This window comes from aff. Roholtiella sp. LEGE 12411, assembly GCF_015206995.1.
Taxonomy (GTDB): Bacteria; Cyanobacteriota; Cyanobacteriia; order Cyanobacteriales; family Nostocaceae; genus Komarekiella.
Genome location: NZ_JADEXR010000004.1, coordinates 1 through 21,408, shown reverse-complemented (window position 1 = coordinate 21,408; position 21,408 = coordinate 1). Strand labels below are relative to the sequence as shown.

Annotated in this window: 24 protein-coding genes and 1 pseudogene; 11 read left to right on the top strand and 14 right to left on the bottom strand. The window is 42.6% G+C overall.

The genetic code is table 11. The annotated features are described in order from the left end of the window. Positions 1–30 precede the first annotated feature (30 nt). Positions 31–246, top strand: a complete 216-nt coding sequence (locus IQ246_RS01865; RefSeq protein WP_193999578.1) for a hypothetical protein — start codon at positions 31–33, stop codon at positions 244–246. Positions 247–271: 25 nt separating this feature from the next. Here the strand turns inward: IQ246_RS01865 and IQ246_RS01860 are convergent, their stop codons facing one another. The 3 genes from IQ246_RS01860 to IQ246_RS01850 form a co-directional block, all read right to left on the bottom strand. Beyond that, positions 272–664, bottom strand: coding sequence for a GFA family protein (locus IQ246_RS01860; RefSeq protein ID WP_193999576.1), 393 nt, complete (start codon positions 662–664; stop codon positions 272–274). Between the two features lie 126 nt (positions 665–790). Beyond that, positions 791–1,138 carry a hypothetical protein gene (locus IQ246_RS01855; protein WP_193999688.1) on the bottom strand — a complete coding sequence of 116 codons (348 nt, stop codon included), beginning with the start codon at positions 1,136–1,138 and terminating at the stop codon, positions 791–793. 83 nt (positions 1,139–1,221) lie between these two features. Next, entirely contained in the window at positions 1,222–2,706 is a 1,485-nt protein-coding gene (locus IQ246_RS01850) for a CIA30 family protein (protein WP_193999574.1), read from the bottom strand. A 443-nt stretch (positions 2,707–3,149) separates the two neighbouring features. Between IQ246_RS01850 and IQ246_RS01845 the strand changes: the two genes are divergently transcribed. Further along, positions 3,150–3,659 (top strand): HugZ family protein, encoded by a 510-nt coding sequence (locus IQ246_RS01845; RefSeq protein ID WP_193999573.1) that lies wholly within the window; start codon positions 3,150–3,152, stop codon positions 3,657–3,659. 112 nt (positions 3,660–3,771) lie between these two features. After that, entirely contained in the window at positions 3,772–4,659 is an 888-nt protein-coding gene (locus IQ246_RS01840) for an alpha/beta fold hydrolase (protein WP_193999571.1), read from the top strand. Positions 4,660–4,669: 10 nt separating this feature from the next. Here IQ246_RS01840 and IQ246_RS01835 read toward each other — a convergent pair whose 3' ends face one another. After that, positions 4,670–5,488, bottom strand: a complete 819-nt coding sequence (locus IQ246_RS01835; RefSeq protein ID WP_193999569.1) for a Uma2 family endonuclease — start codon at positions 5,486–5,488, stop codon at positions 4,670–4,672. A gap of 7 nt (positions 5,489–5,495) precedes the next feature. Continuing rightward, positions 5,496–5,702, bottom strand: a complete 207-nt coding sequence (locus tag IQ246_RS01830) for a hypothetical protein (protein ID WP_193999567.1) — start codon at positions 5,700–5,702, stop codon at positions 5,496–5,498. 147 nt (positions 5,703–5,849) lie between these two features. Between IQ246_RS01830 and IQ246_RS01825 the strand changes: the two genes are divergently transcribed. Next, positions 5,850–6,977, top strand: coding sequence for an acyltransferase family protein (locus IQ246_RS01825; protein ID WP_193999565.1), 1,128 nt, complete (start codon positions 5,850–5,852; stop codon positions 6,975–6,977). A 353-nt stretch (positions 6,978–7,330) separates the two neighbouring features. On the opposite strand, the gene obgE is transcribed toward IQ246_RS01825, so the two are convergent. After that, entirely contained in the window at positions 7,331–8,359 is a 1,029-nt protein-coding gene (gene obgE, locus IQ246_RS01820; RefSeq protein WP_193999563.1) for a GTPase ObgE, read from the bottom strand. 24 nt (positions 8,360–8,383) lie between these two features. On the opposite strand from obgE, the gene IQ246_RS01815 reads away from it, so the two are divergent. After that, on the top strand, positions 8,384–8,572 hold the full coding sequence (locus tag IQ246_RS01815) for a hypothetical protein (protein WP_193999561.1): 189 nt from the start codon (positions 8,384–8,386) through the stop codon (positions 8,570–8,572). 131 nt (positions 8,573–8,703) lie between these two features. On the opposite strand, the gene IQ246_RS01810 is transcribed toward IQ246_RS01815, so the two are convergent. Beyond that, positions 8,704–9,372: a Mo-dependent nitrogenase C-terminal domain-containing protein gene (locus tag IQ246_RS01810; RefSeq protein ID WP_193999559.1), complete on the bottom strand. Its 669-nt coding sequence runs from the start codon at positions 9,370–9,372 to the stop codon at positions 8,704–8,706. 278 nt (positions 9,373–9,650) lie between these two features. Here IQ246_RS01810 and IQ246_RS01805 point away from each other — a divergent pair, with 278 nt between their 5' ends. Both IQ246_RS01805 and IQ246_RS01800 read left to right on the top strand, forming a co-directional pair. Continuing rightward, complete coding sequence (locus IQ246_RS01805) at positions 9,651–10,751, top strand: glutamate-cysteine ligase family protein (protein ID WP_193999557.1); 1,101 nt, start codon at positions 9,651–9,653, stop codon at positions 10,749–10,751. A gap of 13 nt (positions 10,752–10,764) precedes the next feature. Continuing rightward, the gene (locus IQ246_RS01800) at positions 10,765–10,911 is read left to right on the top strand and encodes a hypothetical protein (protein ID WP_193999555.1); all 147 of its coding nucleotides are present in this window, start codon (positions 10,765–10,767) and stop codon (positions 10,909–10,911) included. Positions 10,912–11,050: 139 nt separating this feature from the next. Here IQ246_RS01800 and IQ246_RS01795 read toward each other — a convergent pair whose 3' ends face one another. The 5 genes from IQ246_RS01795 to IQ246_RS01775 form a co-directional block, all read right to left on the bottom strand. After that, positions 11,051–11,746 carry an SAM-dependent methyltransferase gene (locus IQ246_RS01795; RefSeq protein ID WP_193999553.1) on the bottom strand — a complete coding sequence of 232 codons (696 nt, stop codon included), beginning with the start codon at positions 11,744–11,746 and terminating at the stop codon, positions 11,051–11,053. Between the two features lie 231 nt (positions 11,747–11,977). Next, positions 11,978–13,084, bottom strand: a complete 1,107-nt coding sequence (locus tag IQ246_RS01790) for an iron-containing redox enzyme family protein (RefSeq protein ID WP_193999551.1) — start codon at positions 13,082–13,084, stop codon at positions 11,978–11,980. 179 nt (positions 13,085–13,263) lie between these two features. Next, positions 13,264–13,428: a hypothetical protein gene (locus IQ246_RS01785; protein WP_193999549.1), complete on the bottom strand. Its 165-nt coding sequence runs from the start codon at positions 13,426–13,428 to the stop codon at positions 13,264–13,266. 2 nt (positions 13,429–13,430) lie between these two features. Next, positions 13,431–15,227: a penicillin-binding protein 2 gene (locus tag IQ246_RS01780; protein ID WP_193999547.1), complete on the bottom strand. Its 1,797-nt coding sequence runs from the start codon at positions 15,225–15,227 to the stop codon at positions 13,431–13,433. A 55-nt stretch (positions 15,228–15,282) separates the two neighbouring features. After that, on the bottom strand, positions 15,283–15,975 hold the full coding sequence (locus IQ246_RS01775) for a hypothetical protein (RefSeq protein WP_193999546.1): 693 nt from the start codon (positions 15,973–15,975) through the stop codon (positions 15,283–15,285). Between the two features lie 425 nt (positions 15,976–16,400). On the opposite strand from IQ246_RS01775, the gene IQ246_RS01770 reads away from it, so the two are divergent. From IQ246_RS01770 to glgB, 3 genes are all read left to right on the top strand, one after another. After that, on the top strand, positions 16,401–16,610 hold the full coding sequence (locus IQ246_RS01770) for a hypothetical protein (RefSeq protein WP_193999544.1): 210 nt from the start codon (positions 16,401–16,403) through the stop codon (positions 16,608–16,610). A gap of 649 nt (positions 16,611–17,259) precedes the next feature. Next, positions 17,260–17,574, top strand: a complete 315-nt coding sequence (locus tag IQ246_RS01765) for a hypothetical protein (RefSeq protein ID WP_193999542.1) — start codon at positions 17,260–17,262, stop codon at positions 17,572–17,574. 369 nt (positions 17,575–17,943) lie between these two features. Next, on the top strand, positions 17,944–20,232 hold the full coding sequence (gene glgB / locus IQ246_RS01760) for a 1,4-alpha-glucan branching enzyme (protein WP_193999540.1): 2,289 nt from the start codon (positions 17,944–17,946) through the stop codon (positions 20,230–20,232). Between the two features lie 85 nt (positions 20,233–20,317). Here the strand turns inward: glgB and IQ246_RS01755 are convergent, their stop codons facing one another. After that, on the bottom strand, positions 20,318–20,662 hold the full coding sequence (locus tag IQ246_RS01755) for a DUF5615 family PIN-like protein (protein ID WP_193999538.1): 345 nt from the start codon (positions 20,660–20,662) through the stop codon (positions 20,318–20,320). Further along, positions 20,659–20,952: a DUF433 domain-containing protein gene (locus tag IQ246_RS01750; RefSeq protein WP_193999536.1), complete on the bottom strand. Its 294-nt coding sequence runs from the start codon at positions 20,950–20,952 to the stop codon at positions 20,659–20,661. The genes IQ246_RS01755 and IQ246_RS01750 overlap by 4 nt, the downstream gene beginning before the upstream one ends. Positions 20,953–20,995: 43 nt before the next feature. Here IQ246_RS01750 and IQ246_RS01745 point away from each other — a divergent pair. After that, positions 20,996–21,220: pseudogene (locus IQ246_RS01745) on the top strand (hypothetical protein); the annotation flags it as partial. Between the last annotated feature and the right edge of the window lie 188 nt (positions 21,221–21,408).

Sequence of the window (21,408 nt, the reverse complement as noted above, 5' to 3'; positions counted from 1 at the left end):
AAAGTATAGATTTATTCAGGTGCTTTGATTATGAATAAATTCAATTTTCTGTTATCTTTTCCAAGAATTTGGCAGCATTTTGTTATCTGGGTAAATAGTAGTTCTGATCTGCAAGTTTGGCAGGAATCAGACCATCATGGTCATACTTATTGTTGGCACGCTTACGATCCGATGACAGGACGTTCTGCCTGTTTTGGTTCTGAGGAAGAAATGCGGATTTGGATTGATAAATGTTACTACAGATAGCAAATATCGCTAATCAAATAGTGTCCTATCTTCGTAGCTTGTCTATATTCTGCTCCCAATTTGCCCCATCAAAAGGTACAATTTCAAAATCAGATATTACATCCCCATCCAAACATCGCACATTCACATCAATACAATCAGGATGACTCCGTGGTACATAAAAAGGATGCATTCCACAAATAGAGCAAAATTTATGCTGAGCAACTCCTGTATTAAATCTGTAAGTTGTCAACTTATCTTCACCTTGCAACAAGGTAAACTGCTCTTGCTGCACAATTAAATGTAAAAAGCCCTTTTTTCGGCAAATTGAACAGTTACAATCATCGACTTTGTGTTGCTCAACCACTACCCGAAAACGCACCGCACCGCAGTGACATCCACCTTCGTAAGCGACTAGTTCATTGATATTTGTTGTCATGTAAAGGTAGCTTAAAAATTGCTCGTCTTTAATATTTTACACCTGTCACACTTACTAACCAGAACATAAATTATCTGACTGAGTATTACTTAATGAGCACATACCAAAATGCCATTTAAATAGAAATCAGCGTGACTCTATTTTAGAAACTCGCTCCTCTAATTTGTTGATTTGTTGCTTCAATTCAACCACCAAAGTTGCTAGCCGATCAAACATGCGGTCTTGCTGTGATAAGTTCCCTCTAGAACCAGTTGATTGTCGTGGGGTTAGTGTTGTTCTTGAAGATGGAGATTGGCGTGGTTGATCCAGTTGAGATTCTAGCTGGTTTAACCGCGACTCAACACGATTAAAGTCAGCTTCTAAATTGTTGAGGCGGGACTCAACTTGTTGCGACGAGGCAGTTTTAGGACACAATCCTATTGAGATAATCATTACTAAAATCCCGGCGAGAACTAGCACCTTGATTTTTTTCATGTCAATAGCTAACTTTTTACAACAGCCTTTGTAAGCGACTTTTGTGAGGATGTCTACAGACCAATAGTCTGAGGACATTTCATTTATTTATCCCGTTGTAAGTTAGCAAATAACCTCTGCCAATCGATAGAGTTGACAGTTTTTTCTGCCTCTTTAACTTCAAGCGTGATGTTACAAGCATTTGCTAGTTTCAGTGCTTGCACACAAATTTCTGCAACATCCTCACGGCTGATTTTACCTCTAATGTTGTCACCTTGCTCGAATATTAATTCTTTGTTTCCTGGTTCCTCTGTTAAGGCACAAGGTCTGATAATCGTGTAAGGAATTCCACTTTCTCTTAAACTATCTTCCCCCTTTAATTTCCATGTCAAAATTCCCCCTAATTGATCATTTAACCTGACTGCTGGTGGTTCTTCATCTAAATTAATGCCAGGACGACCAGGACGGGTTACACCTGCTGAACTGACCAGGACGAACTGTGGTAGATTTGCACCGCCATAAGCTTTTATAGATTCTACTTGTAAAGAAAAACCACCAGGTGTAAATTTAGGATTTAAGGTGTTGTCATACTCAAATTTGCTCAACATTAATTGAAATGAGCAAATTTTGCTAGAGTCAATTGGCGGAGCATCTTTTACAGTTTTTGCTCGAAATACAGGAATTAAATCTGCAAAAGGGACGTGAACATCTATCCAAGTATTTGCTACGGTATCAAAAGAATAGCCATAACCAACGCCGTCCCATTGTGCTTCTGTCCGCAGAAATATTTTATAACGCTGACCGTCGCCTTTGACACGCAATTTCACACCTTCGTAATCAGATAAGTTGAAGGGTGGATCAAAGTTTTTGGTTCTTACCGAAGCAAATCCGCCAGAGTTAGCGGTGGAGACATTACCACCAAACAAAGCTGTATTTTCCACAAATTGCATATTACTTGCACTCACACCACCCATCACAACATCATCAACCGCACCCCAAATGTTTTTTAATTCTATAGATGGATTTGTGAAGTCAAATATCAGTTTTTCACTTGCTTGGGGTAGATATTTGGTTGCTGCTTGTACTAAATTTTTAACACCTTGATATTCCACATTTTCAGGGGTGTCACCGACAATTTCAGGCTGGTAAAATTTAACACCTTGATTATATTTGGCTCTATCTGCTGTGTCTCCTTCTACTGGTTGCACACGTACTGCTGTGCAACAAATAACAGCTTGGACATCAGTCATGACTATGGAATTTAAAGTTTCTGGTTTAGTAATATCCGCAACTACTAAGTCAACATCATCACTGATAATTGAACGTGCCTTGTTGATATCTCGCACGATCGCCCGCACTTTATAACCCTGTTCTAGCGATCGCCGTACTACTCTTTTACCGACGCCACCCGTTGCGCCTGCTACCAGTATTACACCCATGTTTCTTCCTCCGTTGGGTCTATTTTGATTATCCTTAGGACGACCTTGGATTAACTCTTGTACCCAGTTAAGGAAAGGAATTACCTCAAAGTAAGTCAGGGTTTCGATAAACCTGCCTAAGTCCCATTGAGAACGATTTTTGTCATTCACAATCGCGTCCTCGCAACTTTTCTTAAGTCTAGCTTAAGCAGAAGTAAGAAAAAGCTCAGTAATTTTCGGAAATTTTGTAGCACTTCTGTGGCAGACTGATGGCGATCGCAATAGTGATAACGTACCATCTTTCACAACAAATCTGCCCGTATAGGGGAAACCCGTGTTTGGTTATACCATACGACTTCGCCCGTTTCGGAATTTTTCTGTATGTAATATCGAATATCTGCTACCATCTAGCAGGAAAACGCACGTACATCCTCCAGCTTGGGAATGGCTACAATTAAGCCATTTGGTATAACTTAAAAATATTGATATAAGTTATTACTTAGTACAACATTTCATTAGTTCGTAGCGAATTCTCTGCGCCCCTATGCGTTTAAATTTCAACCCTCAATCGCCACGATTTTATGCAAAGCTGTACTTAGTCTACAGAAATTGTTATGAGTCAGCTAGAAAAAATTCAATCAGAGTACGAAAAATTTCCTGAAGAATTTCAAAGTGTAATCATTAGCACTGTTAATACACAGGGAATACCCAACTCTAGTTACGCTCCCTATGTGATGGATGATGCTAAGAATATTTACATCTACGTCAGCGGTCTGGCTACCCACACCAAAAACCTTAATGTCAACCCTGATGTTAGTGTCTTGTTTATTGAGGATGAAGCTCAGACTAACCAGATTTTTGCCCGTCGCCGTTTAAGCTTTGATTGCACAGCAACTTTAATAGAGCGTGAAACTGACAAGTGGAATCAAATTGTTGAGCAATTTCAAGGGCGGTTTGGTCAAATTATTGAGGTTTTGCGCGGTTTGGCTGACTTTCGGATTTTCCAGCTAACTCCTAGTGAAGGTCGTTTTGTAATTGGTTTTGGAGCAGCTTATCATATTAGTGGCGACAACCTCCATCAACTAGTTCAACTTACAGGAGATAGTAACCAAAAACCAGGGTAAAAAATGAAGTAATAGCAAACAAATAGTATCCTAGCTCCCGGATTTATCGGTAAGCTTTCCTCTATACTTTTGGCGTCAAGCTAAGTGCAATTAAACTAAAATTTTTAATTTTATGCTTCAGTTTCAACCTCCTGGCTTTGGACATAAAGTCATCCATACATCCTTGGGGGCAATGGCTTATTATACGCAAACGAATGCACCTTGGGCGTTTGCTGATACTGAAGATTTACCCCCATTACTGTTTCTCCACAACTTTGGTGGTGGAGCCTCTGCTTATGAATGGTCTAAAGTTTACCCGGCTTTTGCCTCCACTTACCATGTTTTAGCTCCCGACTTAATTGGTTGGGGAGAGTCGGCTCATCCAGTCCGAGATTATCAAATTAGGGATTATCTGAGCACGATCGCAGAGTTTATCATCCAAACTTGTCGTCAGCCTGTGACAGTGGTAGCCTCGTCTTTGACAGCTGCTTTCGCTATCCGCCTGGCTATTGTCCAACCCAACTTATTCAAAACACTGTTTTTGGTTTGCCCTTCTGGATTTGATGACTTTGGCCAAGGTGCTGGACGCAGACTTCCACTTTCGGTAATTAATACACCCCTGTTGGACAGCTTAATTTATAATCTTGGTGCTGAAAATGAAATTGCAGTGCGAAACTTTTTACAAAGTTTTCTCTTTGCTAAAGCCCAACGAGTATCTCAGGAAATGGTAGAGGCTTATTTAACCTCTGCACAACAGCCTAATGCTAAGTTTGCCGCTTTGTCATTTTTACGAGGAGACCTTTACTTTGATCTAAGTTTGTATATTCAGCAACTAATAATTCCCACAGTCATTTGTTGGGGTGAAAAAGCACAATTTACCAGTATCAAACTGGGGCGACGCTTGGCAAATTTAAATACAAGTGCAATTCGAGATTTTTATGCGATCGCAGATGCAGGAATACTACCCCATCTAGAAATACCAGAAGTTGTAGTTGGTCTATTGCAGCGGTATTTAAAGTAACACATTAATCTTAAATACTTAGTTCCTCAACCACAGATTCCGGCAAATCTGTTAACTGTGCTACCTGTTTTACCGACATCCCTAATTGAAGTAGTTTTCGTGCTGTTTGTTGCAACTGCAAATTCACCTGATCTGCTCGTTGTTGTTCCTGATCTGCTCGTTGTTGTTCCTGATCTGCTCGTTGTTGTTCCTGATCTGCTCGTTGACGTTGCTTTTCTTCTGCTGTTGGCAACAATTCTCCATCTATTTTTGCCCAACGCAACCAAGTTGTATTAATACCTTTGTAGGTACCTTGCCAACGTAGCAATACTAAACCTAATGCTTGACTCACCAATTGATTTTCCGCATTAGGTGTTATTGATTGATACACTCCACTACCAAGAGAAAAACCAGCCCAGTCATCAGGGTTGAAAGGATCAAACCAGAAATATTCTGGAACGCGCATTTGATTTTGATAAATCAGCTTTTTCTCATTCTTATCGGTTGCTGCTGTACCCGGCGAAAGCAATTCAATTACGACATCAGGGCCTTTACCTTCTTCCCAAACAACCCAACTGCGGCGTTCTACTTTCGGGACTCCCAGTACAGCAAAAAAGTCGGGGCCTCTAAAATCTTGGTTTTTCACCTGAGCCAGGCTGAAATAGACGAACATATTGCCGCTTGCGTATCCATCCTCCCGTTGTTCCAACCAAGTCTCTACGACATCAATTAACAACTCCATTTGGATTTTATGTCGTTGACTTTCCATTGGGATACCGTCATCGTAGGGTAGTTCCGCCTGGGTAGGTGGGAGTGTTATGTCTGGTGCAGCAAGGGTAGTTTCTGACATAGTTTTCTTAAAGCTGATCTGGTGGAGCTTCTGCCCATTTCCGTAACCGAGCCGCTAATTCCTCTGTACGTTGTTGTGCATCAGTCCGTTGTCGTTCTGCTTCTTCCGGTAATAGTACCAAATTATCTGCTTGGTGATCAAACCTTAACCAGATAGCACTGTCATCTTTTACATTACCGAACCAGCAGCCAACCATAGCCTGAATGTCTGACACTACAACCAATTGAGAAGATTGATGTTTCTACCCACATTCCGCACTTCACTTTAACAAAATTTAAACTTGCATCCAAGTTTATAAATTTTGCTTGATTACTTTTATATGAGGGGGTAGTGTAAGATTCTCGAAGAAAAAATTTCGTCTATGCGTCTGACCTCACTTGATGTTTTTCGTGGCATTACCATCGCTGGCATGATTCTCGTCAATATGATGGGAGTTGCAGATGACGTATATCCTCTGTTAGCTCACGCCGACTGGAACGGATGTACACCAACAGATTTAGTATTTCCCTTCTTTTTGTTTATTGTCGGGGTGGCAATGAGTTTCTCTTTGTCAAAGTACACCGAAGCCAACAAACCGACTTCAGCAGTTTACTGGCGCATCTTGCGCCGCGCCGCCATTCTCTTTGCCTTGGGGTTGTTGCTAAATGGCTTTTGGAATAAGGGTGTTTGGACTTTCGACTTGAGTAGCATCCGCATTATGGGAGTGTTGCAGCGCATCAGTCTTACTTACCTCCTAGCCTCTCTGATAGTGCTCAACTTGCCGCGTAAAGGGCAATGGATACTTGCAGCAGCACTACTCATCGGCTACTGGTTGACGATGATGTATATACCAGTACCCGATTATGGCGCTGGCATTCTCACGCGGACAGGCAACTTCGCCGCTTACATCGACCGCCAAATTATACCAAAAATGCATCTGTACGCAGGTGATGGATTCAAAAATTTGGGAGATCCAGAAGGATTTTTCAGCACTATTCCTGCTATTGTCAACGTCCTAACTGGTTATTTTACTGGGCAATGGATACGCACTCAATACGTGCAATCACGTATAAGTATAGGTTTAGTATTATTTGGCATTGGTTGCTTAATTATTGGTTGGGCGTGGGGGTGGACATTTCCCATCAATAAAAAGCTGTGGACGAGTTCATACGTTGTCTTTACTAGCGGTTGGGCATTACTTTTGCTAGCAGCCTGCTATGAACTCATCGAAGTGCGGCTGATACGTCGCTGGAGTAAAGCCTTTGAAATGATAGGCTTAAATGCGATCGCACTTTTTGTTGCATCCGTTTTATTAATTAAAATATTAGTCAAAACCCATATTGGCTCTGGAGAAAACGCTCCCAGCACCTACAATTGGATTTACCAGAATCTTTTTGCCTCTTGGGCGGGTGCGCTCAATGGTTCTTTATTGTTTGCCCTCATCACTGTATTATTCTGGTTTGCAATGGGCATCTTAATGTATCGCCAACGCTGGTTTATCAAAGTCTAACCTCTGCGTCTGGTGCGCCTCTGCGATAAAATTTATTCAGGTTTTAAACCTGCCTCCGCAGGTTTCGTCTGTGTGGCCAAGCCGCTGCGTTGGGCGGCTATGCCGACTTGTAGCAAGTGGCGCGCGATTTCTAATCGCCTGGGCAAGTGATAAATTAGACTTTACAAACATCCTCTAAGTTTGCTTATTCATCCAGGGAATTAATACCCAAGCCTGGAAGTTATTTTTTATTCAACTAGATTAACGGCGAGAAGTTCCAGTATTTCTGGAACTTTCAAGCTAGATAGCTGAATTAGTATAAAATCCAGCCTTCCAGTTTGAGCCAGTCAACTTATTTTTGTTACTTTAGTAAATCAGCCCAACACCTCTACTTCTTTAACAGCATTGAGTTCGTCAAGAATTCGCCAAAGTTCCTGTAACATAGGCTCTAAGCCAGTGTGCGTCACTGCTGAAATTATAAAAACTGGGGCGTAGGAAAGTTGATTAAGTTGAGTGGCTAGCGCCTCTAAATCCACTGTTTCTTTATCAACTGCGTCAATTTTGTTCAGCGCCAAAATTTGGGGACGCTTTGCTAAACCCCGTCCATAAGCTTGCAATTCTTGAAGGATTGTATTGTAGTCTCTGACTACATCATCACTAGTGGCGTCAATTAGGTGCAGCAGCACCCGCGTGCGCTCGATGTGGCGCAAGAAATCGTGTCCCAGCCCAGCCCCTTGAGATGCTCCCTCAATCAATCCGGGAATATCGGCGAAAACTGTACCATCTCCGGTAGGTTTCCGCACGACACCCAAATTCGGTATGAGGGTAGTGAAGGGGTAATCAGCGATTTTTGGTCGTGCAGCTGACAAAGATGAAATTAAAGTGGATTTCCCTGCATTTGGTAAACCAATGATTCCCACTTCTGCTAAGAGTTTTAATTCCAAGCGTAGTTGCTTTATTTCGCCTGGTAGTCCTGGGAGGGCATATTCTGGGGCGCGGTTACGGTTGCTCAAAAAATGCTGATTTCCCAGTCCGCCTTTACCACCTTGGGCAATACGCAAAATCTGCTTAGGCTCAATTAAGTCCCCTAGCAGTTCACCTGTTTCGGCATCATAAAAAGTTGTACCACAGGGAACTTCGATAATTAAATCCTTTCCTGCTGCTCCGGTGCAGTTATTGGGCCCACCACGAGCACCGTTTTGTGCCTGAAAGCGGTGATTATATCTGAAGTCCAGCAAAGTTTGCAGGTTTTCTTCAGCAACGAAAATTACTGAGCCGCCTCGTCCCCCATTACCACCGGAGGGGCCGCCAGCGGGGACATACTTCTCGCGCCGGAAGGCGACAATACCATCGCCACCTTTGCCAGCTTCAACTTGAATTTGTGCTTGGTCGATAAATTGCATATTTTTAGAGTCCTGAGTAGGGCATTGGGCATTGGGTATTGGGCATTGGGCATTGGGCATTGGGTATTGGGCATTGGGCATTGGGCATTGGGCATTGGTAACTTCTTCCCCATGCCCCATGCCCAAAAACTCCATCCCCTTGTGGGTGGAGTTTTTATTCCTCACTCTTTACTTGTAACTCCTCACTCAAAACTCAGCATTTTTTCAAGGTAGGGGGGCAGGGGAGAGAAATTCTAACTCCTCACTCAGCACTCACTTGTACAGACGCGTAGACGCTCAAAGAGCGATGAAAGGGTCGCAGTCTTCTCCTAAGGGGAGATGCTAAGAGCCGTCTCTACTCAGCCTCAAATATATGGTGAAATATCCTCACCGCATTCATCTGCTAGATATGAGAGGGCGCGGAAACGTAAGCTCACTAGTTGTTCATACAGCGGGTTAATTTTACACATTGGCGGAATATGAACAATCTTACGTCCAAACAGTTTAACATCCCGCTCAAAGGGACACTGGGAAGGAATCATTTTGCACAAAAAGCGGGCTACTCTTGGATCTTGGATATCTAGCCCGTCCAGCCATTGACGCAGAGGGTGTAGCGCATTAATTTGTCGTTTTGTCAGCCCGGCTGTGGGAGTAATTTGCTGTGGATGTTCCAGGGTGTGGCGAAGGGCTTCGAGTATATTCTCTGGCTGTTCCAAGGCTTGGCACAATTGTTGTAAAACCTTGTCTTCACTGGGAGAATAAGTACCATCTGCGATCGCTACCATCACGGCTGTACGTAAGAAATTTTCCGCTGCTGGCGTACCTTTACCTAAGACTGCGGCTAATTCCTCTGATGTGATTATCTCTAGTGACTCGAAGTTAATCCCAGGAGCTAATTCATCCTCGGTGATGCTGGCAATTAGTTCTTGTTCTTGGGCGTCGAAATTACCATCAGCCCAAGCAATGGTGAGCAGTCCACGCAACCAAGCGGCAATTTGTTCGCTGCTGTAGGGGGATTGAACGGCACTTATCATAAACTCACGTCTCAAGCTTTCCTCAATCAATACTAAGCTACCTTTAAGGTTGATAAACTGTTACACAGTTAACTTAAACGCTCTGAAGATTTGTTTTTTATTGAAAGATAAAGGGAAAAATTAACAGTTTACAGTTCCCTGTCTTTCCCTGTGACTTTTGACAGTGAAGTGACGTCTGTCTTGAAAAATAAAGAGTCTTAGATATACTACTGCTTGCATTTCGATTACTATTAGTTCAATTAGATTAACCCAAAGTAATTGTAATCAAGGTATACAAAATGTTTTGTTTTGGCATTGAGCATGAAGTTGCTTTCCTTAACAAAGAAGGAAAGTTTGCTGATTTTTCCTGTACGAAATTTGCTGAGTTCAATCAAATTATCGAAAAGTTACCTACATACCTCAGTGACTATCCTCAACTGCGCGTCGGGGACGCTGGTATTAAGCAAAAGAGATGGTACATTGAGGGTTTTGAAAGGTTTGCGGATTCTGACAAGGTGATTGATTGTCTACCTAAAGGCATCGAAATTAGAACAACTATACACTCTAATATTCAAGGCGCTATTAGTGAATTGTCAGAAAGTTTTCGCTTGCTACGTGAGGTTGCTGCTGACTTTGGTTTCTCATCGGTTTTAACCAGTTTTAATCCTTGCAAGACTATTTTTGAGCCTCAACCTCTATTAAATGATTATGAAATAAGACGAAGACAAGCTTCTCCTGAAAAACAAACTGCCCATATTCATATGCTTACTTATGGGCCAGACTTAAATATTTCCGTTTCAGATTTGCCTATTGAACATGTAATTGATATTGGCAGAAAGTTAACTTATTACAGTCCCTATATTGTTCCTTTTAGTTATAGCTCGCCTTTTTATCATGGCAGTTTGTGGGAGGGTTTCTCGGTACGCACGTTTGTGAGAACAGGAAAAAGACCAGCAGCCTTAGTTTTTGTCGAAAAAGATGAACAACTCATTAACAGCGTCCCGTCATTAACAAAAATTGCCCGCATCCCGGCTGAAGTAGGTCGCATTGAATTTAAGGCTTGCGATAGTTGTGATGATTTTTCTATCTATGCTGCGTTATTGGCATTATTGAAAGGTCTGGTTTTAGATGAATCCTTACTGGATAGAGCAACTATACCTGACGCAGCTTTACACCAACTCTCTGCAAAAGAAGGGTTTAATAACGAAGATATTTTTGTAAATGTAACAAATATTTTGCAAGCAGCTGAAATTGCCCTTGGCGAAGATCCAGATGTTGAGTTTTTAACGCCATTAAAAGTTATGTTAGCGAAGCGAAAAACAAAATCTCATGAACTAATTGAAGCGTTGAAATGTGTAGGTTCAATAGAAGACGTACTCAGGCAGACTTATCAAGTTTAAATGGGGATTGGGCATGGGGCATGGGGCATTGGGCATTGGGCATTGGGCATTGGGCATTGGGTATCAATTATTCTCTAAGCTAATGTGCGTCCAAGTTGCATATTTACTGGCTAAGACCGTCATTAATCATTTGTCATGCGTCCTTTGTAAATACTTTTGACTAATGACTAATGACAAAGGACAAAGGACAAAGGACAGCTTTCATGAATGATTGTGCAATTTAAATGTGTTTTAGCTGATGAATGGTTTATGACTCTTCCAGCAAGAGAGCATTGCACACACTCAAGAACCGCTATAGGTTATAAACTTGTCATTACTTGAGCTAATTCATTCGATAAATCAATTGCAGGTTCTTGCTGCTTTTTAAATAAAACACCAGCCAAAAAGTAATAATCACCAGAATAAAATGCCATTTTGTTTTTTCGTAAGCTTTCTATATGTTTCTTGACTTTTGGCTCCGAGCTATAGTATCCAAATTCCAAAGGTAAAACTAGAAAATTACTCACACAATAGCCATTGTTTTTTGCTTGTTTGAGTGTACCTTTAGGATTAGAAAAGCTCGATATCAAAACTAAAACATTTTCGTAACCTAACGATAAAAGATTATTGGTAACTGTTGCCCCATCTATGCCTCCGAATAATAGCGGCATATAAATATCTTGATCTGGTGCAGGTAAATACGGCGGATTTGCTACAAGATACTTGGCTTTGGGTTTATAAGATTTAAACAAACATGAATTATGGATTATGTATTTATTAGTGAGATTATATTCATCGATTGTTGAATTTGCAACTTTCCATGCAGAAGTATTTAATTCAAAACCACGGATTATACCATCAAACTTATTTCTTAATAATGTATTGATTACGGGACTGCCATCTCCCGAACCAAACTCAACTACAGACTCAGAAGTTTTACAATTTCTTAGAACAAGGTTTTCTAAGCAGTTGGAGTAAAAAATAGATTCATCCGGACAAAAAAAGATATCTTTCATTTTACTGTGCTTCAATGGTATTGTATAATCAATGCAATAAGAGGTTATTTACTACCTTTAATTCAGGCAATAAATAATTTTTTATTTAGTAAGCAAGTAATTACTAAAGAAATTGGATTGCCGACTGATTAGCAATAGAATGATTTAGAAATGCCAAACTTAAGAATGCCGGGGGAAACCTGCCATTCTTAGTTACTAATTTTTTGCATTTCTTCAGATGATCAAAGTGGATTATTCGGATTCACGTATTGAGCGCACTACAGCTTTAGCTGCGCGATCGCCCATTAGTTTTTCTTGGTCATATCCAAGCAACAATTCCCACGCTTCATTGGGATACCTTTCTACTAAAGGTAAAGCCACATCATCTAACATCCAACGTCCGTGGCGCTCATCTTCCCTGATGTGCAATTCCCAATAACCCATCGCTGCATCTGAGAGTCCTAATCGCTGCGCCGCCGCCAAATAATTTCTGTAAGCCGCTGGCCCAGCTACCTCAAAATATGTCAGTCCTCCACTGTAACGCAGAAAATAGCGCTTGCGCTCAGTTACCAGAAAGTTATGATTGCCACAAGCTATGACTTCCCAGGGTACTAAATCAAAGTATCCCTCGGGTTCAGTGTTCATCCCAAACTCAGTTAGCATTTGGGCAAAAAATGTAGAGTGCTTGCGAGCTAAACGGCCATTACCGTATTCTTCTAGTAGTACACGTACAAGCGTACATTGCACTTCATTAGCAGTACCACCCAAAATACGGGAAAGACGACTACCTTCGACCAAACCATCAAAAGAAGCGATCGCCAGCAAATGACGATAGCCAGCCTCGGTCATTTTCTCCCGGATATAGCGGCTATCTTCTGACAACGGCGGATCTAAATCGGCAGACGCACGCTCAATCAGCGCTTGTTTTATATCCACTTGTTGCAGTTGTTGCAGTGCTGTCACATCAATTTGTGCTAGTTCCCACTCTTGCCAAGCCGCCTCGATTTGGTCACGACATGAGTGCAAGTAAAGCGATCGCTCATTGGTGTAGTGCCGCAAATCGTCATACCAAAACAGCTTTAGTCGATTAATCCGATAAAGTATGCGCTGGAGGAAACGGTGAGCCTGCTCATCACCATAGCCGTTTTGATAAGCAGCGCGAATTGCCATTGACAGTACACGTTCAAACTCATTGACTTTCGCAACTTCTACATCTAGTTTATTGTCCAAATCCTCCGTTGCCAGCAGTTCAATAAATTGCTGTTCAGCACGGTTGTACTTGGTTGCCGTTCTTTCCTCTGTTTGCGTACTCTTTCCCGTAGCCCCAGCATTGGGGAACATAACTAAATTGCTTTGCATGGAATCTTGGGTAGCTTTGCAAAGGTGTGAAACGAGTTCCACCCCTAATACCTATATATCCATACTCGTAGCTTTCTCTACCTCTTTCCCTGGTTATAAAGCAAAGATTAAATTTAGAAGGAGTCAAGAGTCAAGGGTCAAAAGTCAAGAGTCAAGGGTCAAGGGTCAAGAGTCAAGGGTCAGTATTTATTCCCCCAATGCCCAATGCCCAATGCCCAATCCCCAATGCCCAATCCCCAATGCCCAATGCCCAATCCCCAATGCCCAATGCCCAATCCCCAATGCCCAATGCCCAATGCCCAATCCCCAATGCCCCATGCCCAATGCCCAATGCCAATCCCCAATCCTAATCCCCAGCCTGACTTGGTGGAATCTCTTCAATAGGAATTAGTGCTTCCATGACTGATTTAACAATGGGTGCGGCGACAGTGGAACCGTAAGCATTTTCTCCTTTTGGCTCATCCACCAATGCCAACACCACATAGCGAGGAGATGCTACTGGCAAAATGGCTACAAAGCTAGTTATCCTAGCACCACGAATGTAGCCTCCAGAGGGGCTAGCTTTTTGGGCTGTCCCAGTTTTACCAGCAATGCGATATCCTGGAATTTGTGAAACCTTGCCAGAGCCTTCTAAGACGACACTTTCCATCATTTTTACTACTGTGTTAACTGTGGTGGCTGAGAAAATTTGGCGTGGTGTGGTGCGATTGGGCGAATAATGCATCTGCCCTTTGCTATCAATCAGTCCTCGTACGACGTGGGGTGTGACTAATTTGCCACCATTGGCTAAAGCCCCGTGCATTTGCACTAGTTGTAATGGTGTTAGAGACAAGCCTTGACCGAAGGAGGTTGTAGCTGGTTCTATTGGCGAGGCGATAAATTGTTCTTGACTCTTGAGCCGACCACTAACTTCAAAAGGTAAATCTGTATCAACTTTTTGTCCTAGCCCCAAGCGTTCCAGCCAGTTGTAATAAACTGAAGGCTGCAATCGTTGGATAATTTGCACCATACCAATGTTGCTCGAATGTTGCAGAATTTGAGCGATGTTAATTCGCCCATAACTATTGTTCAGAGCATTTTTGATCGTGCGGTCAGTCACTTTAATGAAACCGGGGTCATTAAATACATCATTTGGTTTGATGACACTATTTTCCAGTGCGATCGCCACATTTAAAGGCTTAAAAGTCGATCCTGGTTCATAAAGATCTGCCACCGTCCAGTTTTTGAACAGTGAAATATCAGATGTAGAATATTTATTGGGATTATAAGTGGGCTGACAAACCAGGGCTAGTAAAGAACCATCGGACGCATCCATCACAATTACCGCCCCACGTTTGGCGTCAAACTTCTCCATCTGTTGTTTAAGGGCAGTGCGAGCAGCTCGCTGCAAACGGCTATCGATAGTAAGTTGCAGTCGCAAGTCATCAAAATGCAAAAAACCTTCAGGAGCATGATCCGGCATCAGCGCCCCATTACCTGAACGGCTAAGCTGCACTGTTTGTACAGGACGTTCTAATAACTTTTCTTGAGAGTATTCCACACCCGCTTGACCGCGACGGTCAATATTTACGTAACCCACCACGTCAGCAACTAAATCGTCTGGTGGGTAAAAGCGGGAGTATTTTTGAATCAACTCCAAGCCATTGAATTGCAAAGAGGTGATGCGATCAATAATTTCTTCAGGTAGCGCCGAAGCAAGTACAATTCCGCTTTTTTTGCTTTGAAAGGTTTTCACCAATTCAGCAGCGTCTTTATTTAAAATAGGGGCAAGTCGCTCTGCTATTGCTTCATTAGATTTACTAAACAGCTTGGGATGGGCGTACAAAGTATACACTGGACGATCAATCGCCAACACATTGTTACTGCGATCGACCACGGGACGACGTGGCATAAAAGGTCGCAAATTTACCATTTGCTGGTTTCGCGCCTTCTGAGTTAATTTCGGCCCACGGACAATTTGTAACTGATACAAGTTGATTGCTAACCCCAAGCCCGCTGCCATTAATAGGCCCCAGACGATTAGCAGCCGGGACTTAGTGTTGGGTGTTTGGTCTTGAGTATTAGAGGCAGGTTTCTCCGATAACCCCCGTCTAGAACGCTTCTGCCGCTTCGTATGTGTTAGATTCCGTAAATTTTTCTGCATTACCCTACTCAGTAGCAAATTGCTTTATAGAGTCCAAAGTTCAGAGTAATTGACCTTAGTATCCCAGGGGCGAAAGGCTTTGCTGTTGTGTTGCGGAATTTGGTGTTGTGGTAGATGATGCTGGGTTAGGACTTAGAGGTGTTGGAGACAAGAAAATAGTCCCTTCAGGAGTTGGTGATACTAGTCCTGCTGTTGGTCGTTCTGCTTCGTCAGCCATTTTGTTTGTCAGCGTCGCGTTGGTTTTGGTCAGGAGCCGCTCATCACGTTGTAGTTTTTCCACTCTGCGGGATGCCTGACTCCAAAGCTCTCGATTATATTCCGTCCAGCCATAAACTACGAGTGTGGCCGCCACGAACAAAAACGCTACAACTGACGAATAACGATGTAAGGTGTACAAGCGCAGCAACCATAAAGGTGCTGATTTAGAACTAGGCATTACGGGAACGCCAAGAAAATCCTCTCTCAGACTTTTGGGCGTTGGATTTGGCTGTGCGTTAAGATTTGATACTTGTTGTCTGCTTAACTGTTTCACCGACGTGGGTGTCACCACTTCATTTTTAGAAGAAACAGATAAATTTTTTGAAGAACGCCGTTGCTTAGAGGCTACTGGTACAGCTTGAGCAGCAATAGAAGCGCTCCGCGTCGCCGACCCTAGACGCGCGGAGCTTCGCCTCCTGAAAGGGAGGGTAAAATGTCGCTGGAACCAAGTACCCTTTGCAGAAACATCTGATTTACGAGCAACAACCATAACTTTTTTCAGATTGGAAATACTGTATTTGGGATTATTTGTTTGTTCTTGCTAAGGTTTAGTATTGTCTTCTGTGCAATAAGCACACATTACACCCTACACCCTTTTATGTGTTTTGATAGGTAGCTGCACCAATCTTTGCATCCTCGCTAATTGCAAGCGTTGCAATTAGCGAGCAACAATCGGACAGATGTATTGCATCTAAAGTATGGCAATGTGGGGTAAGAAGGTGCAAGACTCGGGGAAAAAATAAAAATTTTTGATATGGTGGCTCGGCTTGCTAGCAAATTTAGTACTTTCGGTTCGCTGATTAAGTTATCTTGCTCGTGAGTGTAATCTGACAGCATTTAAAAAAAAGCAATAAATACGGTATCGTATTCAAAAGGTGAAAAATTGTTCTAGCCACAATTGGTGAAAGAGGAGTTATGAAAACAAAAATCTTTGGTTTTGCTCTAATGTTAAGTCTGGCTGCAATTCTCGGAGCCTGTGAAGGCGCTAATGAACCTGCCGGAACTACTACCACTCCAGCAGCTCCAGGTGAGCCAGCAGATACCGGGTCTACCCCTGGCGTTACCACTAAGCCCCTTGCTACACCCCTGGCTACACCCCTGGCCACGCCTACTAAAACACCTTAATCTAGTCCAAATCAGATGCACGCCATAGTTTAGTAACGGCGCTGCTTATTACATGGCTTAATATGAATTAGGGTCAGGCGAAAATATCAGTATTTTTCCTGTGTTGGTGGATGAAAGTCTGGAGCTTGCTGAAATGTAAGTTTAAGTAGGACAGCAAGTAAAGGACACTGGTGAGGAAAGTTTCTACCGTAACCAAGTGTCCGTCTGAAAATTCTCGCCTGACAGAGCCTTTTTCCCAGATCACAAAAGTTGAGTCCGAGAAATATCACCCACTTGGTGGGCAAAGTATTTCAGTGGGTTTAGACTACTTAGTTTCGAGAGTGCAAGAAAATTAATCGCGATCGCTGGCAATTGCTCTTAATCATTGGCTGTAGTCCATTCCATATTGGGATTAAGCGGCTTGGTAATGTTGATTGACTTGCCAGATTTTTATTAGATAAATGTGTAGTAAGGGCACGGCATCCAAAATTTTGTCCATCAGCGGACAATCTTACTGACGCCGTGCCCTTATGATGTATCTTTGAATTTGTCAGTTTTGTTGCCCAAAATCGAGGAACAACCAAAAGTCTTATCGTGTAGATCTTAGAGGATTGGTTGGATGGCTGAATCACCGAACTCTGAGTGTTAAGAGAGGGAGATACAAAGAGTGATGAGAAAGTCCATGAGATTTTTGGTAACAGTGAGCGTTATTACCTTGATACTGTTAAGTAGCCATTGGGAAGTAGCGGGAATGGCATTACCGCCACCAGAGGATACGCCAGAAGAAATATTGCGGACACAAATTATTATAGAAGCGCGATCGCCCATTGATGGTAAACCCCTCACTGCTGCCGAATACGCAGAATTACAAGCGCAGCTACAAAAGGCTCCGCCACCACAACTAACTACCAAAATCCGGGAACAGGTTTTCTTACTCCGCATACGTAAAACGTTACTTCAGCTTTTTCCATTTTTAAATTTGTAAAAGGGACTGGGTTTGATAACTTAAGCAGGAGTTATGAGACAGGAGTTAAAAGACAGAGGTTAATAATTATTTTCTCTGCTCCCCCACTCCCCACTCCTCCACTCCCATGCGAAGGGAATCAACACTCATTCTGAGGTAGGATAACGGTGACGACAAAATTGCAAATAAATGTAAAGAATATATATAGATATTAATAGGACTTACGCAAGAACTTTCTAAAACTCCTATTCTTAACCCTATGGGTTGGCAATTGGCGTTCTCGTAAAGTAAGCGCACCGTGTATATGCGGATCATTTTTGAATAATTTTGCGTAAATTCTGATTAAAAAAGCACATTTAGTCAATCACGTTATTTCATGTAGGTAGCTTCATGTCCATGACCACGATCGCCCCTGAACAGGTTAACCGTATCGTTTGGAATCAGCATCACGATCCGTTTGAAATACTAGGTTCTCACCCCATAGAACAAAATGGCAAAACTGTCTGGGCTGTGCGAGCCTACCTACCAAATGCAAGTGCAGCATGGGTAGTTTTTCCTGAACAACGCAAAGAATACCCAATGCAAACAGTGCATAATCCCCACTTTTTTGAATGCACGATTGAAACAGCAGAACTGGCAAACTACCAGTTACGCATTCAAGAAGGGGAACATGAGCGCGTCACTTATGACCCTTACGCTTTCCGTTCTCCCCGCCTGACAGAGTTTGACTTGCATTTATTTAGTGAAGGTAATCATCACCGGATTTACGAAAAACTGGGAGCACACCCCACGGAAATAGAGGGTATTAAAGGTGTTTATTTTGCCGTTTGGGCACCCAATGCTCGTAATGTTTCATTATTGGGAGATTTTAACCTCTGGGACGGACGCAAAAACCAGATGCGGAAAGGCCCCACTGGGGTTTGGGAATTATTCATTCCCGAAATAGGAGTAGGGGAGCATTACAAATATGAAATCAAAAATTTTGAAGGACACATTTACGAAAAATCTGATCCCTACGGTTTCCAGCAGGAGCCTCGCCCAAAAACAGCATCTATTGTCACTGATTTAAATGCTTACAGTTGGAGTGACCAAGAGTGGATGGAAAAGCGGCGTCACACCGATCCACTTACTCAACCAGTGTCAGTTTATGAAGTTCATTTAGGCTCTTGGTTACACGCTTCTAGTGCAGAACCAGCCAAACTACCCAATGGTGAAATCGCACCCGTAATTACCGTCTCCGAACTGAAACCAGGCGCACGCTTCCTTACTTACCGGGAACTAGCAGACAGACTCATTCCTTATGCTAAAGAATTGGGGTACACCCATTTAGAACTGTTGCCAATTGCAGAGCACCCTTTTGATGGCTCTTGGGGTTATCAAGTTACTGGGTACTATGCCCCCACCTCCCGTTTTGGGAGCACTGAAGATTTCATGTATTTTGTTGACAAATGTCATGAAAACGGTATTGGTGTGATTGTGGATTGGGTTCCCGGTCACTTCCCCAAAGATGGACATGGCTTAGCTTTTTTCGATGGTAGCCACCTGTACGAACACGCTGATCCCCGCAAAGGTGAACATAAAGAATGGGGTACTCTGGTGTTCAACTACAATCGCCACGAGGTCAGTAATTTCCTAGCAGCAAATGCCCTCTTTTGGTTTGACAAGTATCACATTGACGGAATTCGTGTCGATGCTGTTGCCTCAATGCTCTACAATGACTATTGTCGCGAACCAGGAGAATGGCTACCCAACCAGTACGGCGGCAGAGAAAATTTAGAAGCAGCAGATTTTCTGCGTCAGGTAAATCACATCATCTTCAGCTATTTCCCTGGTGTTCTTTCAATTGCCGAAGAATCTACTTCCTGGCCAATGGTGTCTTGGCCTACCTACACAGGTGGATTGGGTTTTAACTTGAAGTGGAATATGGGCTGGATGCACGATATGCTGGACTACTTCAGCATGGATCCCTGGTTTCGCCAGTTCCACCAAAACAATATCACCTTTAGTATGTGGTATAACCACAGCGAGAACTTCATGCTGGCTCTATCCCACGATGAAGTGGTGCATGGTAAGAGCAATATCATCGGTAAAATGCCGGGGGATACATGGCAGAAATTAGCTAATGTGCGTTGTTTGTTTTCCTATATGTTCGCTCACCCAGGCAAGAAAACCATGTTTATGAGCATGGAGTTTGGGCAGTGGAGTGAGTGGAATGTTTGGGCAGACTTGGAGTGGCATTTATTGCAGCATGAGCCGCACCAAAAGCTGAGAACGTTTTTCCAGGAGCTAAATAATCTCTACCGTTCTGAACCGGCTTTGTACACCCAGGATTTTGCTGAGCCAGGGTTTGAGTGGATTGATTGTAGCGACAACCGCCATAGTGTGGTTTCGTTCATGCGTCGCGACAAGGATTCTGATGATTTTGTTGTGGTGGTTTGTAACTTCACACCCCAACCTCATTCTCACTACCGTATAGGTGTATCAGAACCAGGATTTTATACCGAGTTGTTCAATAGCGATGCGCGTCAGTATGGTGGCAGCAATATGGGCAACTTAGGTGGTAAGTGGACGGATGATTGGTCTTTGCATAGTCGTCCTTATTCACTGGATTTATGTTTACCGCCTTTGGGTGTGTTGATTCTCAAGTTGGATAAGAAGAAGACTGCTGAGGTGATGTAATAACAATTAAGGGTGGGCATCGTCCCACCCTAGTGCAAGGCATTTGCCAGATATTGTTTACTGATGAGCTAATTGTTTTTTATTGCTATATATAAAGTAACTGATTGGAAATTTCGTCTGCTGTCAAAGTATCGAGAAGAATTGCCACCCTTTCAGTAATTTCATAGGGATTTCTGCGTTTAGCAATCAAAATACCTGCATGGGATTGATGATTCATTAAATAGTTTGTATGTAATTTCTCAAAATCAAGTCGGTTGTGGGTTAATATACAACGTTCAACAGATACAGCAAAAGCGAGTTGTTTTTGATCTGATTCTCCTAACATTTGCTGTTCTCGTGCTGTTGTTGTATTAATACCTCGTGCTAATAGTAGGGTGGCAACTAGAACATCTACATCTTCATCAACATAAACTTGAGCAAAAATCGTCATTTTTGATTTAGTCTGGCTTTGATAGCTGGATGGACTAATTCATTAGGAACATGATTGCGCTCAATAAATTCATTGATTTCTGCTTGATTATCTAAATAGAAACTTAGAGCATCAAAGACTTGGGCTAAAGTTAAGTGAGGCAAGTGTAGCGGAATTTCTTCTGGTCTAATTCCTAAACGCCAATTTTCTACAATCGCTCTGACAGGTGTTCTTGTGTTAGCAATAATTGGCTCACCAGACAAAATTTCAGGTTGCCGAGTCACGTAGCGAGAGGTCGTTGTACTGGTCATACTGATTGAGTTTTTGCAGTATTTTTCTTAAACTAGCACAGTTGCAAAACAAACTGCTCTAGCTGTGATTGACTCTTCTAAAACCGAGATGGAAGAATTGGACAAAATCTTAAATGATCTCACGGAGAAAATGCTCATTGGAGTTGCTTTTAAATACGGCAAAGACAGCCGTGAATATCAAATGGCGGGTGGTGTTCGTAAAAGCGATCGCATCCGTATAGCGGTTATCAGTCCAGTGCAGTACACTAGGAGAGAGCAATTGTACTGATAACTGGTCGGTATGAAACCCTACTCTCTCGACTTGCGCCAGAAAATTGTTGATGCTTATGCCTGCGGTGATATTTCCCAACGAAAACTGGCGAAAAACTTTGGTGTCACCCTAAGTTTTGTGCAAAATTTACTCAAACGCGATCGTGAATTGGGCACGATTTGCCCCAAGGTGCGGACTGAGCAGAC

What these genes read in the sequence shown, in the direction of transcription:
- IQ246_RS01855 (WP_193999688.1), bottom strand. Translation starts at nt 1,138, where the DNA reads ATGAAAAAAATCAAGGTGCTAGTTCTCGCCGGGATTTTAGTAATGATT.
- IQ246_RS01795 (WP_193999553.1), bottom strand. Translation starts at nt 11,746, where the DNA reads ATGAAAGATATCTTTTTTTGTCCGGATGAATCTATTTTTTACTCCAAC.
- IQ246_RS01770 (WP_193999544.1), top strand. Translation starts at nt 16,401, where the DNA reads ATGAAAACAAAAATCTTTGGTTTTGCTCTAATGTTAAGTCTGGCTGCA.
- IQ246_RS01780 (WP_193999547.1), bottom strand. Translation starts at nt 15,227, where the DNA reads ATGCAGAAAAATTTACGGAATCTAACACATACGAAGCGGCAGAAGCGT.
- IQ246_RS01865 (WP_193999578.1), top strand. Translation starts at nt 31, where the DNA reads ATGAATAAATTCAATTTTCTGTTATCTTTTCCAAGAATTTGGCAGCAT.
- IQ246_RS01825 (WP_193999565.1), top strand. Translation starts at nt 5,850, where the DNA reads ATGCGTCTGACCTCACTTGATGTTTTTCGTGGCATTACCATCGCTGGC.
- IQ246_RS01810 (WP_193999559.1), bottom strand. Translation starts at nt 9,372, where the DNA reads ATGATAAGTGCCGTTCAATCCCCCTACAGCAGCGAACAAATTGCCGCT.
- IQ246_RS01840 (WP_193999571.1), top strand. Translation starts at nt 3,772, where the DNA reads ATGCTTCAGTTTCAACCTCCTGGCTTTGGACATAAAGTCATCCATACA.
- IQ246_RS01775 (WP_193999546.1), bottom strand. Translation starts at nt 15,975, where the DNA reads ATGGTTGTTGCTCGTAAATCAGATGTTTCTGCAAAGGGTACTTGGTTC.
- IQ246_RS01750 (WP_193999536.1), bottom strand. Translation starts at nt 20,952, where the DNA reads ATGACCAGTACAACGACCTCTCGCTACGTGACTCGGCAACCTGAAATT.
- IQ246_RS01755 (WP_193999538.1), bottom strand. Translation starts at nt 20,662, where the DNA reads ATGACGATTTTTGCTCAAGTTTATGTTGATGAAGATGTAGATGTTCTA.
- glgB (WP_193999540.1), top strand. Translation starts at nt 17,944, where the DNA reads ATGTCCATGACCACGATCGCCCCTGAACAGGTTAACCGTATCGTTTGG.
- IQ246_RS01765 (WP_193999542.1), top strand. Translation starts at nt 17,260, where the DNA reads ATGAGAAAGTCCATGAGATTTTTGGTAACAGTGAGCGTTATTACCTTG.
- IQ246_RS01800 (WP_193999555.1), top strand. Translation starts at nt 10,765, where the DNA reads ATGGGGCATGGGGCATTGGGCATTGGGCATTGGGCATTGGGCATTGGG.
- IQ246_RS01845 (WP_193999573.1), top strand. Translation starts at nt 3,150, where the DNA reads ATGAGTCAGCTAGAAAAAATTCAATCAGAGTACGAAAAATTTCCTGAA.
- obgE (WP_193999563.1), bottom strand. Translation starts at nt 8,359, where the DNA reads ATGCAATTTATCGACCAAGCACAAATTCAAGTTGAAGCTGGCAAAGGT.
- IQ246_RS01860 (WP_193999576.1), bottom strand. Translation starts at nt 664, where the DNA reads ATGACAACAAATATCAATGAACTAGTCGCTTACGAAGGTGGATGTCAC.
- IQ246_RS01835 (WP_193999569.1), bottom strand. Translation starts at nt 5,488, where the DNA reads ATGTCAGAAACTACCCTTGCTGCACCAGACATAACACTCCCACCTACC.
- IQ246_RS01790 (WP_193999551.1), bottom strand. Translation starts at nt 13,084, where the DNA reads ATGCAAAGCAATTTAGTTATGTTCCCCAATGCTGGGGCTACGGGAAAG.
- IQ246_RS01805 (WP_193999557.1), top strand. Translation starts at nt 9,651, where the DNA reads ATGTTTTGTTTTGGCATTGAGCATGAAGTTGCTTTCCTTAACAAAGAA.